This window comes from Vescimonas coprocola (assembly GCF_018408575.1).
In the GTDB taxonomy this organism is placed as follows: domain Bacteria; phylum Bacillota; class Clostridia; order Oscillospirales; family Oscillospiraceae; genus Vescimonas; species Vescimonas coprocola.
Genome location: NZ_AP023418.1, coordinates 987,595 through 999,265 on the forward strand (window position 1 = coordinate 987,595; position 11,671 = coordinate 999,265).

The following is an 11,671-nucleotide window of genomic DNA, read 5'->3' on the forward strand; positions in this document are numbered from 1 at the left end:
TGCCGGTGTTACCGGCAGGCTGTTTTCCGTTAAAAGACGGTTGATACGTTCTTACTTGGAGCGCAGAGCCTTGCGGATCAGGGGGGCGATGGTCACGGCCAGCACGCCGCCGATGGCGGCAGTCACCAGCTGGGGCCAAGAGAAGCTGGCAGAGATTGCCGCCACCTGCTTTTCCGCTAGTCCCAGTGTAGGCAGCACCAGCTTCACGATCAGCAGCCACAGGGCCAGAAACTTGGTCACGGCTCCTACAGCCACGGCCAGATAGCTACGTGCGGCGATCTTGTCACGGCTTGCCAGAAGGTGCAGGATAACCACCAGCACCATGTTGCCGACGGCCACCATGGGGACAATGGGCAGAAACGCCGGGCCGATGCCCAGCAGAAAAGCGAAGAAGGGACTCACCAGCGCCACCGTCAGGCCGCACCACAGGCCACCCACCAGCACCGATACCCCCAGCACCAGATTCACGCAGGAGCCGGTGACGAACTGTCCCAAGGGTTTGGTGGCCCACTGCAGCGCCACCAGCAGGGCGATCATCACGGCGGTCTCCGTGATCCAGAGTGTTTTCTTGTTCATGGGTTTATACCTCCAGAAGTTTTTCCCTATTTTACCACACTATCGCTGGGCTTACGTTGCCCGTGCAACGAAAGGAGCCGTCTATGCAGCCGGACATCCCTCTGTTACAACAAACCATTCTCTTCTCCGGCATCGAGGCGGAGGAGCTGCGGCATCTGCTGACGTGCCTTGGCGGCTCCGTGCGCCGCTATGGCCGGGGGGAGTTCCTCTGGCACGCCGGGGACACGGTCCTGCAGGCGGGCATCGTCCTACAGGGGGCCGTGGACGCCGTACAGTACCGGGAGGACGGGGCCATGCAGCTGGTGGCCCGCCACACCGCCGGGGGCGTGTTCGGGGAAATGCTCATGGCAGCAGGCGAGGCAAGCCCGGTATCGGTGCTCTCCCCGGAGGGGGCGGAGGTGCTGTTTTTGCCGCTGGAGCGGATCATGGAGGGCTGTGAGCGCCACTGTGAGGGCCATGCCCGGCTGCGAATGAATCTGCTGCGGGAATCGGCCCAGAAGTTCTGGCAGATGCGGCACCGGGTCACCTATCTCTCCGAGCCAAGCCTGCGGCGGCGGGTGCTGCTGTATTTGCAAGACTGCCGCAGCCGTCAGGGATCCGACTGCTTCCGGCTCTCCCTGTCCCGAGAGGAGATGGCGGCGTATCTGGCGGTGAACCGCAGCGCCCTGTCCCGTGAGCTGAGCAGGCTCCAGCAGGAGGGGCTCATCGAGTTCTACCGCAATTCCTTCCGGCTGCACTTTTCCCCGGAGCAGCTGTCGGTGACGGAAATGTAATGGATTTTTCGCCAGACGTCTGGTATACTTCTCCTCAACAAGGAGGGATGACGGATGGAAAAGCGATACTCCGGCCGCAGACGGCGGCGCTTTCGGTGGCTGTGGCTGCTGATGATCCCGGTACTGGCGGCAGCGGGATATACCCTGTGGCGCTTCGGACCGCAGCGGTCCTACACCGCCCAGCAGCTGGGACTGACGGACCTGCAAAGCCCCAACGACGCCGACGGCGACGGCGTGGACGACTGGACGGATGTGGTGCTGGGCGCACGGGCCTACATCGCCACGGATCCCCACTATCAGAGCAAATACTACGCCGGAGGCTATCCCGATGACGGACTGGGGGTCTGCACCGACGTCATCTGGCAGGCCCTTCAGGCGGCAGGCTATGACCTGAAGGCGCTGGTGGATGCGGACATCGCCGCCTGTCCGGAGGCGTATCCCCACATCACCACCCCCGACTCCAATATCGACTTCCGCCGGGTCAACACCTTGGATACCTTCTTCCGCCGCCATGCGCAGGTGCTGACCTGCGGCCTGTCGGATGGGCAGCAGTGGCAGCCGGGGGACATCGTGGTGTTCGGTGACCGGGCCCATATCGGGCTGTGCTCGGATCGGCGGAACCGGCAGGGTATCCCCTTCCTGATCCACCACGGAAACCCCATCGACGAGGCGGTGGAGCGCAACGACATCCCCCGCATGACGGTGACAGGACATTTCCGCTGGCTGGGCTGACGGGAAAAAAACAAAACGGTGACAAAAAAGACATTGCGGAGCGAAATTTTCCGTCAGATTTTTTCGCTCTGTAATGTCTTTGTCATTGCTTTTAGAAAAAATTGTGGTATACTATGTTATGTATCCCTCGTGAAAAGCCGAGGGTATCCTTATGTTAAAACGCTTCCGGCCGCGGCCGTATGAAGCTTACCGTCTCCGGGCAAGCTACCCTTGTCCCGGCTATATGTAAAAAGAGAGGATGCCTGTTTTGAACAAGTATATCATTCACGGTGGCCGTCCCCTGTTTGGTGAGGTCACGATCAGCGGTGCCAAGAACGCCGCCGTTGCCATCATCCCTGCCGCCCTGCTGGTGGACGGCGTATGCCGCATCGAGAACATCCCCCAAATCAGCGACGTGACCCTGTTTTTCTCCATTCTGGATGAGCTGGGCGCACGGGTGCGGGTGCTGAATCAGCACGCCGTGGAGATCGACTGCCGCACCGTCCGCAGCACCCATCCCTCCTATGATATGGCACGGCGCATCCGGGCGTCCTACTATCTGCTGGGGGCGCTGCTGGGCCGCTTCGGCGAGGCCACCGTGGCCATGCCCGGCGGCTGCAACTTCGGCGTGCGGCCCATTGACCAGCACGTCAAGGGCTTCCGGGCCATGGGCGCCGAGGTGACGGAGGGCAACTTCGTCCATGCCGCAGCCAGAGGCGGCCGGCTCACCGGCGCCAACGTCTACATGGACGTGGTGTCCGTGGGTGCTACCATGAACATCATGATGGCCGCCGTGCTGGCCGACGGCACCACCACCATCGAAAACGCCGCCAAGGAGCCACACATCGTGGATCTGGCCAACTTCCTCAACTCCATGGGCGCCGACATCAAGGGTGCCGGTACGGACTCCATCCGCATCAAGGGCGTGGAGCGCCTCAGCGGCGGCACCTACTGCATCATCCCCGACCAGATCGAGGCGGGGACCTATATGGCCGCTGTGGCCGCCACAGGCGGACAGCTGCTGATCCGCAACATCATTCCCAAGCACATGGACTGCATCTCCGCCAAGCTCATGGAAATGGGCGTCACGGTGGAGGAGCAGGACGACACCATGCTCATCCGCCGCAGCGGGCCGCTGCAGCGGGCCAACGTCAAGACCCTCCCCTACCCCGGCTTCCCCACGGATATGCAGCCCCAGATCACGGTGGCGCTGTGTCTGGCCCAAGGCACCAGTCTGGTGACGGAGGGCGTATGGAACAACCGCTTCAAGTATGTGGAGGAACTGCGGCGTATGGGCGCTCAGATCCAGGTGGACGGCCGGGTGGCCGTGGTGGAGGGCGTCACACAACTCACCGGTGCGCCGGTGCAGGCCTGTGATCTACGGGCCGGTGCGGCTCTGGTCATCGCCGGTCTGGCCGCTCAGGGCGAAACGGAGCTGACGCAGGTACAGTATATCGAGCGTGGCTACGAGGATCTGGTGGGCAAGCTCCGCCAGTTGGGCGCCGATATCCGGGTGGAGGAGATTCCGGAGCCGGAGGAGACCGAGGCTCACATCTGCTGATAGGACATAATCTTTCCGCCGCAGGCTGTTGGCAGTCTGCGGCGGTAGTCGGTTTATTGCGAGGAAAGACACATTGATGACCATACATACACTGGCCAGCGGCTCCGAAGGGAACTGCCTGCTGCTGTCGGACGGGGGCGTGCATCTGCTGCTGGACGCCGGAATTTCCACACGCCGCATCAAGGCGGGGCTTTTGCAGCTGGGGCTGACCATGGCGGACGTGGACGGCGTACTCATCACCCATGAGCATTCGGATCACGTCAGCGGCCTGCAAACCATGGTAAAGCACCACCGCATCCCCATTTACACAAGTCCCGGCACCGCCCGGCAGCTGGCCTACCGCATCGCCGGCATCGAGTCCCTGCTGCGTCCGGTGGAGCCGGGGACGGTGTTTTCCGTGGGAGACTGCCGGGTGACGGTATTCCGCACCTCCCATGACGCCGCCCAGAGCGTGGACTATCGGGTGGACGGCAGCGCCGCCGTGGGTTTTCTCACGGATACGGGCTATGTGACCCCGGAGGCGGAAGCCGCTCTGGCGGGGGTAGATACGCTGGTGCTGGAGAGCAACCACGACGTGGAGTGGCTCCGCAGCGGGCCGTATCCCTATTCCCTGAAGGCCCGCATCCTGGGAGACGAGGGGCATCTGTCCAACGATGCAGCGGCGGAGTTCGCCGCCCGGATGGCCCGGTGCGGCACACGGTGCATCGTTCTGGCCCACCTGAGCCGGGAGAACAACACCCCCCAGCGGGCATGGGACACGGTGCAGCGACGCCTGAATACGGTGGAGGCGGAGGTACTGCTGGAGGTGGCTCCCCGCAGCGAGGTCAGTCCCCCCTACGGGATGGAGGTACCGGTATGCAGCGAGTGACGGTTCTGTGCGTAGGCAAGCTGAAGGAGAAATTCTATCTGGAGGCGGCGGCGGAGTACGTCAAGCGGTTCCAGCGCTTCTGCAAGCTGGAGCTGGTGGAGCTGCCGGAGAGCCGTCTGCCGGAGTCTCCCTCCCCGGCGGAGGTACAGCGGGCGCTGGCGGCGGAGGCGGCAGCCATCCGGGAAAGGCTCCCCAAGGGTGGGGCAGTCATCGCCCTGTGCATCGAGGGAAAGCCCTGCTCCAGCGTGGAGCTGAGCCGTCGGATGGAGGAACTGGCCGTGGCCGGTAAGACGCAGCTGACCTTCCTCATCGGCGGCAGCGTGGGGCTGGACGAGAGCCTGAAACGGCAGGCGGACTGGCGGCTGTCCATGTCCCCCATGACCTTCCCCCACCATCTGGCCCGGATCATGCTGCTGGAGCAGATCTATCGGGCGTATCAAATCTCCGCCGGAACAAAATATCACAAATGAAACACTTCCCTTTTAAGAAAATTCGTGATATAATACAAGGACATATATAAAGGAGGCCTATCCATGGAACTGAGTTACTGGGGTATCTCCCCCAATATCCCCGCTTGGCCCACTGACGAAAACGGTGAGCGGGAGCAGGCAGTCCTGCTTGCCCACACCTTCGATTCCCCTGCCGACGCAGACGTGACCATCTCCCTGCTGACGGCTTACGGGATCCCATGTTTCAAATACTACGACAAGGAGGGCGGCGCCGGAAAGGTCATCAACGGCTTCTCCGGCTTCGGCGTGGGATTGTACGTCCCGGCCTCCATGGCGGAGGACGCCCAGAATCTGCTGGCCTCCATGCCCATGCCCAACGAGGCAGACGAGTAAACCGAAAGGAGCATCCATCATGTCTTATATGCAGGAATATGAAAAGTGGCTGGCATCCCCTGCCCTGAGCGAGCAGGAGCACGCCGAGCTGGAGAGCATCCGGGACGATGAGAAGGAGATCCGGGAGCGGTTCTATGGGCCGCTGGAATTCGGTACCGCCGGTCTGCGTGGCACCATGAAGGTGGGCCTGCACCAGATGAACATCCACGTCATCCGCTGGGCCACTCAGGGCTTTGCCAACGTCATCTGCGCTGAGGGCGAGGAGGCCAAGGGCCGGGGCGTGGCCCTGTGCATGGACTGCCGCAACCACTCTATGGAGTTTGCCAGAGCCGCCGCAGAGGTCTGCGCCGCCAACGGCATCCATGTGCGTATCTTCGAGTCGCTGCGGCCCACGCCGGAGCTGAGCTTCGCCGTGCGGGAATACGACTGTCAGGCGGGCATCAATGTCACCGCCAGCCACAATCCCAAGGAGTATAACGGCTATAAGGTCTACTGGTCTGACGGCGCCCAGCTGCCGCCCCAGCACGCTGCCGCCATTGCCCGTGAGCTGGAGCAGATCGACATTTTCACCGGCATCCGCCGGATGGAGTTTGACGATGCCAAGGCCCAGGGCCTCATCGAGATCATGGGTGCCGAGACGGACGAACGGTTCATGTCCCACGTCATGGCCATGGTCAACGACCGGGAGTCCATGGCCAAGGTGGCCGATACCTTCCATATGGTCTATACCCCCTTCCACGGCTGCGGCTGGAAGCTGGTACCGGAGGCGCTGCGGGGTCTGGGCGTGAAGCATCTGCACTGCGTTCCGGAGCAGATGGTGCTGGACGGCAACTTCCCCACGGTGGTCTCCCCCAATCCGGAGAACCCGGAGGGCTTCTATCTGGCCATCCAGCTGGCGGACAAGGTGGGCGCCGACTTCATTCTGGGCACCGACCCGGACAGCGACCGGGTGGGCATCATGGTTCGCAGCCGGGACGGCTCCTTCATCCCCGTCACCGGCAACCAGACGGGCGTTCTGATGCTGGATTACCTCATCGGGGCCATGCGCCGGGCAGGCAAGCTGCCGGAGCATCCCTACTTCCTCAAGACCATCGTCACCACGGAGATGGCCCGGAAGGTGGCCGAGGCCAACGGCGTTACCTGCTGCGATACCTTCACCGGCTTCAAGTTCATGGCGGAGAAGAAGAACCAGCTGGAATCCCAAGGGTTGGGCCATGTGATCATGAGCTACGAGGAGAGTTACGGTTATATGCTGGGCGACTATGTCCGGGATAAGGACGCCGTTACCGCCTCCCTGATCCTGACGGAGATGGCGGCGTGGTATGCCGTGCAGGGCATGACCCTGTTCGATGCGCTGGAGGCCCTGTACCGGAAGTACGGCTTCTACGGCGAAAAGACCCATAATCTGGTGATGCCGGGTCTGGACGGGCTGGAGAAGATGGCGGCACTGATGAAGTCCCTGCGGGCCGCTCCCCCCACCCACATCGCCGGGGTAGAGGTGCTGCGCCGCAAGGACTACACCGACGGCAGCGTCATCGACTGCCGCACCGGCGAAAAGACCGCTATGGAACTCTCCGGCAGCAATGTGCTGCGGTATGAGCTGGCGGACGGCACTACCATTCTGGTGCGGCCCTCCGGCACGGAGCCTAAGATCAAGGTCTACATTCTCACCATCGGCAAGGATGAGACGGGGCGGGACGAGAATCTGGCCAAGTACAGCCAGTGGGTCGCCACGCTGACAAAGTAACAGGAACGATAAAAAGAGGCGGTGCGGCTATGTCCCCCCCCTCACAGGGGGAACAAGTGATCCCCAGGATACCCCGGCAGGTCATCGTGTTTACGATGCCTGCCGGGGTTTCTCTGTGTCCTGGGGTTCTGGTGCTTCCAGTGCTTCTTCCACATCCTGCTGACCACTGCCGACATAGCCAATGCCGTTGTAGTAAATCTCCACGGTCTGGGGCGCGTGTTTAGACCACGTTACCTCTTTCTTGTGGACCACGATCCTCTCAATGAACGGCCACAGCAACTCTGGTGCCAGCGCCGTGATATCCGTGTACCGCTTTGCTTTATCAAGGAAGCTGTCCGTCCCGTTCACGGTTTCCCGCAGGCGCTGGATCTCTCTCTTTCTGTGGAATACCGGTGGCGTTTCCCGCCCCACACGGGTGTTCTCCCACTCCGGCGGGCAAAGGATGCCAGCAGGTGTGAAAGAAGGCTGCACGGGGCCAACATGGGTAGTTATCGCCCAACCGCTTTCGGCAATGTTACCCAAAGCGGTTCTCGACTTCTGCGTAGCCCCCTCACTATCCCTCCCGAAAAAACAGCGTGGTGAGTAACCAGAAATTAAAAATTTCTACAAAAAATTGATGGTATAGGGTGTTTCATTGACCCCCTGCCGCCGAAATTGAGGGTGTCTGACAGCCCCCCCTCATCATAGATAATTCGCACAAAAAATCAGCGGACAGACCCTTGCAAAGTCTGTCCGCTGATGGTAACATGCAACAAATTACGGAAGGAAGCATGGAACATGATGCATGCTTTTTTGATGCTGGGAGTGACGCTGCCTGGCGGGCTCGTCCGTCTGATGCAGGCGCTGCGGCTGTCTGTACCGCTGCCTGTATGGGGCACTGGCAGTTACCGTGTCTCGTCCATGGTATCTGGCTCACACCACGCCGGCGGATGGTATTTTCTTCGTACTGGCGGGACTTGCAGCATTGTCCTGGGTGGTGTCCCTGATCTGTGTGGCGCGGGAAATGGTCGTGTGATGATAAGGTTTGGCAAGATTGCCAAACCTTACTTTTAGACGACTTTGCCAAAAAGTAATATCGGGTTCGGTGAATTCAGCGAACCCGATATTTTATGCTTTGCACGTGAAGAAATACTTTAGAATGCGAGGCATCGTTTTTTTGAGAACGGGTTTTGCAGCATTGTCAAACCCGTTTTTCGGCGGCTGCCGCTTGTGACAAGATTGTCTGCAGCGCTTTCGTGCAGTCCGCTGTGATCGGGTTTGGCAATATGGGCGAACCCGATTCTGCGCCCTCACCTTCTGGCAACGTTGCCGAGAAGTTTCCGCCCGCAGGCGGCATGGTTGACTGGGGATTTCCCCAGCAAGCGCATTTGTCATACAAACGCTATGCTTGCGCCAGCGAAAGCAAACCCGGTATGGGAGTTTTTCATTTTATAGCGACAGATAATTCATCAGAAATTGTAATAAGCCTGTAGGAAAGATTGTTTTGAAACTGCAATAAGCCGGAGAGCAATTTGTTGACTTTACAAAAAGCTGATGGGATCAAGGCAGACAATCAATTACTGAGCTTCTAACTTGCTCACATCCAAAATCCTGTAGCGGCTGCGACCAACGTGCTCCAAAATACCCTTGTCGCAGAAGGAACGAAGTGTCCGCAGCAGATGCCGTTGACTGGTTTCCAGTACGTCAGCGCAAAGTCTGGTGTTGTAGCCGAAGTAACCATCTTTTTGCTCCCGCAGAATAAACTGAGCTAATCTGGTTGGCAGCTGTTCATAGTGAATGAAATTTTTCCTGATATGCTCTGCCAGATACGAGCAGGCGTAGTTGAGAAACTTTGTATCTTGGTGAAGCGCCTCCCCGTATAGATCCACGGAAAGACTCAGACACAGGCAGGGGGTCAGCGCTTCAATGGTGTTAATGGCGGGCTTATTCCAAAGAGCGGAAGTAAGTCCTAAAATGTTAGGACTCTGATACTGCAGCTCGCAGTGCAGTTTTCCGCTTTTAGAAACGCTGGAGGCTATGAGTGCCCCATCCGCCAACAGCTGGATCTCCGGATAGATCTCACCGCTGTGGCACAGGGTTTCTCCTGCCTCACAACGCAGCAGGACAGAGCATTTCTCCAGATCAAGCGAGAAATACTCTTGAAAATGGTGTTTTTCTATCAGTGCGCATTTCAGCGCAGGATCGTTCAACTGGATCATAGCAAACATTCCTTTAGAAGGTGCAAAAGTAATCGTTTTCTTCTTGTGCAGCCATATTTCTTAGTAATAGTAAAGATAACATAGGTTTATAAAAAAGTAAAGGGATGACAAAACATTATCTTTGGAGAAACAAAAAGTGGGCATTTGTCCTTGAAGAAAAGACAAATTTTGGGAAGTCCTTTTGTTTGCACGCCCGCATCAAAAATTCCGGGGAAACCGCAAAAAAGTTCGGCGAAAAGAACGTGACATATGTCATTTATTTTTAGCCGTCAGAGAACTATGATAGCAAAAATTAATTTTAAGTTTAGTGTTGCAAAGCGGTAAAGTGTTAAAGCGTTTGAAAGCTCAAGCGCGAGGCTGAAATGCATTGATTCCGTTTAGAAGTGGAAATGAACAGAGGAAAGGTGGGTATCAACAATGTCAACACAGGTACAATTCAAGGATTACAGCATGGGTTTTAAGGACGATGACGGAAAGGTCTACAACCTGATCGACCATCTGAATATGCAGTTGGACGAAGGAAAGGCTTTGGGAATCGTAGGTGAATCCGGCTGCGGCAAAAGCATGACCAGCCTTTCTCTGATGCGGCTTCTGCCGGCTGCGGCCTCTGTACAGGGAGGAGAGATCCTGCTCAATGGAGAGGATCTGCTGAAAAAGTCTGAGCCGGAGATGGAAAAGATCCGGGGAAAGCAGATCGCAATGATCTTTCAGGAGCCAATGACAGCGCTGAATCCAGTCATGACAATCGGCAAGCAGATTGGCGAATGTCTGAAGCTGCACCATCCGGAAATGAAGGAAGATGAGATTCGGAAACAGGTCTGTGAGGCGCTGAATGATGTGGGCATTGCCAATCCAGAGACCCGGATCAATCAATATCCGCATGAATTTTCCGGCGGTATGCGCCAGCGGGTAATGATTGCCATGGCCATTATCAACCATCCCGCCATACTGATTGCCGACGAACCGACCACCGCATTGGATGTAACGATCCAGGCGCAGATCCTGGATATCATGCGCCGCCTGAAGGGATCCTCCGGCAGTCTGATGCTGATTACGCACAATCTGGGGATCGTGGCAGAGATCTGCGAGGAGGTGGTGGTGATGTATGCGGGCCGTGCCATTGAGCGTGGCACACTGAAAGCGATTTTCGACAACCCGCTGCATCCCTACACCCAGGGACTGATGGCCTCCGTACCTACTATGCGCAGTGAAAAGAAGCCGCTCTACACCATACCCGGCACTGTGCCTACTGTGTATGATTTTAAGGAGGGGTGTCGGTTTGCGGATCGCTGCCAACACTGCACGGAGGAGTGCCGCACCAAAATTCCACCGGTAAAGCGGGTGGGAGAAGACCATATCGTTCAATGCTGGATGAACTTTGAAGGGGAGGAACCGTACCATGAGTGAAAAAAAGGAAACCCCCATTTTGAAAGCAGAACATCTGACTAAGATGTTCCCTGTGAAAAAGCGAAAGCTGATTGAAAAACAGAGATACGTGCACGCCGCAGAGGATGTCAGTTTCGAAGTCTATCCCGGCGAGGTGCTGGGAATCGTGGGAGAATCCGGTTCCGGTAAGTCCACGTTGGCCCGAACGATCCTTGCGCTGACGCCCTCCACCTCTGGGCAGGTGTTTTATCAAGGAGAGGACATTACGGACTTCAAAGTATCTGCCGGCGAAAAGCGTCGCCTGCGCAGCGAAATACAGATGATCTTTCAGGATCCCTACGCCAGCCTGAACCCAAAAATCAAGATCGGCAATGCGATCGCCGAGCCAATGCTGCTTCACGGTCAGGCATCCAGTTATGCTGAGGCAAAGGAAAAGATCCAGCACCTGTTGGAAGTCGTGGGGCTGCAGCCTGCGGTGTTCGACCGATATCCCCATGAGTTCTCAGGCGGTCAGCGGCAGCGTATCGGCATCGTCCGGGCCTTGGCGGTGAATCCAAAGCTGATTTTTTGCGATGAGTCCGTTTCCGCACTGGATGTTTCCGTACAGGCACAGATTTTGAACCTGTTTCAAAGTCTGAAGGAGCAGTTTCATCTGACTTATGTGTTCATTGGCCATGATTTGGCTGTGGTTCGCTATATCAGCGACCGGGTCATGGTGATGTACTTGGGCAAGGTCATGGAGATCGCCCCGTACAGTGAACTGACGGGGGACGATATCCACCCATATACCCGGGCTCTGCTTTCCGCTGTACCGGAACCCAGCATTGCGCTCCACAAGGAGCGGATCCTGCTGGAGGGAGATATTCCCAGCGCAGTAGATCCTCCGGCAGGCTGCCGATTCTGCCAACGCTGCTTCATGGCAAAGCCCATTTGTTTCGAGCAGGAGCCGGATATGAAAACGGTGGGGACTGATCACTGCGTGCGCTGTCACTTTGCAAAGGAGGGTTGA

The 11,671-nt window shown here is 57.9% G+C and carries 12 protein-coding genes; 9 read left to right on the forward strand and 3 right to left on the reverse strand.

The window, feature by feature from the left end:
* Positions 1–51: 51 nt before the first annotated feature.
* On the reverse strand, positions 52–576 hold the full coding sequence (locus tag KJS28_RS04915) for an ECF transporter S component (protein WP_213541965.1): 525 nt from the start codon (positions 574–576) through the stop codon (positions 52–54).
* An 83-nt stretch (positions 577–659) separates the two neighbouring features.
* Here KJS28_RS04915 and KJS28_RS04920 point away from each other — a divergent pair, with 83 nt between their 5' ends.
* The 7 genes from KJS28_RS04920 to KJS28_RS04950 all read left to right on the forward strand — a co-directional run bounded on the left by KJS28_RS04920 (position 660) and on the right by KJS28_RS04950 (position 7,078).
* Positions 660–1,349: a Crp/Fnr family transcriptional regulator gene (locus KJS28_RS04920; RefSeq protein WP_213541966.1), complete on the forward strand. Its 690-nt coding sequence runs from the start codon at positions 660–662 to the stop codon at positions 1,347–1,349.
* A gap of 54 nt (positions 1,350–1,403) precedes the next feature.
* Positions 1,404–2,081 carry a DUF1287 domain-containing protein gene (locus KJS28_RS04925; RefSeq protein WP_213541967.1) on the forward strand — a complete coding sequence of 226 codons (678 nt, stop codon included), beginning with the start codon at positions 1,404–1,406 and terminating at the stop codon, positions 2,079–2,081.
* Positions 2,082–2,328: 247 nt separating this feature from the next.
* Entirely contained in the window at positions 2,329–3,621 is a 1,293-nt protein-coding gene (locus KJS28_RS04930) for a UDP-N-acetylglucosamine 1-carboxyvinyltransferase (protein ID WP_213541968.1), read from the forward strand.
* A gap of 76 nt (positions 3,622–3,697) precedes the next feature.
* On the forward strand, positions 3,698–4,489 hold the full coding sequence (locus KJS28_RS04935) for an MBL fold metallo-hydrolase (protein WP_228298445.1): 792 nt from the start codon (positions 3,698–3,700) through the stop codon (positions 4,487–4,489).
* On the forward strand, positions 4,477–4,959 hold the full coding sequence (gene rlmH, locus KJS28_RS04940) for a 23S rRNA (pseudouridine(1915)-N(3))-methyltransferase RlmH (RefSeq protein ID WP_213541970.1): 483 nt from the start codon (positions 4,477–4,479) through the stop codon (positions 4,957–4,959). The genes KJS28_RS04935 and rlmH overlap by 13 nt, the downstream gene beginning before the upstream one ends.
* A gap of 63 nt (positions 4,960–5,022) precedes the next feature.
* Positions 5,023–5,331, forward strand: a complete 309-nt coding sequence (locus KJS28_RS04945) for a hypothetical protein (protein WP_213541971.1) — start codon at positions 5,023–5,025, stop codon at positions 5,329–5,331.
* A 19-nt stretch (positions 5,332–5,350) separates the two neighbouring features.
* Positions 5,351–7,078 (forward strand): phospho-sugar mutase, encoded by a 1,728-nt coding sequence (locus KJS28_RS04950; protein ID WP_213541972.1) that lies wholly within the window; start codon positions 5,351–5,353, stop codon positions 7,076–7,078.
* Positions 7,079–7,168: 90 nt separating this feature from the next.
* Here the strand turns inward: KJS28_RS04950 and KJS28_RS04955 are convergent, their stop codons facing one another.
* Both KJS28_RS04955 and KJS28_RS04960 read right to left on the reverse strand, forming a co-directional pair.
* Complete coding sequence (locus KJS28_RS04955; RefSeq protein WP_213541973.1) at positions 7,169–7,600, reverse strand: DUF4368 domain-containing protein; 432 nt, start codon at positions 7,598–7,600, stop codon at positions 7,169–7,171.
* A 1,034-nt stretch (positions 7,601–8,634) separates the two neighbouring features.
* Positions 8,635–9,276, reverse strand: coding sequence for a helix-turn-helix domain-containing protein (locus KJS28_RS04960; RefSeq protein ID WP_213541974.1), 642 nt, complete (start codon positions 9,274–9,276; stop codon positions 8,635–8,637).
* A 417-nt stretch (positions 9,277–9,693) separates the two neighbouring features.
* Here KJS28_RS04960 and KJS28_RS04965 point away from each other — a divergent pair, with 417 nt between their 5' ends.
* A complete protein-coding gene (locus KJS28_RS04965; RefSeq protein ID WP_213541975.1) occupies positions 9,694–10,683 on the forward strand; it encodes an ABC transporter ATP-binding protein in 990 nt (329 codons plus the stop codon).
* Positions 10,676–11,671: an ABC transporter ATP-binding protein gene (locus KJS28_RS04970; protein WP_213541976.1), complete on the forward strand. Its 996-nt coding sequence runs from the start codon at positions 10,676–10,678 to the stop codon at positions 11,669–11,671. Before KJS28_RS04965 ends, KJS28_RS04970 begins: the two co-directional genes overlap by 8 nt.

What these genes read in the sequence shown, in the direction of transcription:
- KJS28_RS04945 (WP_213541971.1), top strand. Translation starts at nt 5,023, where the DNA reads ATGGAACTGAGTTACTGGGGTATCTCCCCCAATATCCCCGCTTGGCCC.
- KJS28_RS04935 (WP_228298445.1), top strand. Translation starts at nt 3,698, where the DNA reads ATGACCATACATACACTGGCCAGCGGCTCCGAAGGGAACTGCCTGCTG.
- KJS28_RS04960 (WP_213541974.1), bottom strand. Translation starts at nt 9,276, where the DNA reads ATGATCCAGTTGAACGATCCTGCGCTGAAATGCGCACTGATAGAAAAA.
- rlmH (WP_213541970.1), top strand. Translation starts at nt 4,477, where the DNA reads ATGCAGCGAGTGACGGTTCTGTGCGTAGGCAAGCTGAAGGAGAAATTC.
- KJS28_RS04970 (WP_213541976.1), top strand. Translation starts at nt 10,676, where the DNA reads ATGAGTGAAAAAAAGGAAACCCCCATTTTGAAAGCAGAACATCTGACT.
- KJS28_RS04950 (WP_213541972.1), top strand. Translation starts at nt 5,351, where the DNA reads ATGTCTTATATGCAGGAATATGAAAAGTGGCTGGCATCCCCTGCCCTG.
- KJS28_RS04965 (WP_213541975.1), top strand. Translation starts at nt 9,694, where the DNA reads ATGTCAACACAGGTACAATTCAAGGATTACAGCATGGGTTTTAAGGAC.
- KJS28_RS04920 (WP_213541966.1), top strand. Translation starts at nt 660, where the DNA reads ATGCAGCCGGACATCCCTCTGTTACAACAAACCATTCTCTTCTCCGGC.
- KJS28_RS04925 (WP_213541967.1), top strand. Translation starts at nt 1,404, where the DNA reads ATGGAAAAGCGATACTCCGGCCGCAGACGGCGGCGCTTTCGGTGGCTG.
- KJS28_RS04915 (WP_213541965.1), bottom strand. Translation starts at nt 576, where the DNA reads ATGAACAAGAAAACACTCTGGATCACGGAGACCGCCGTGATGATCGCC.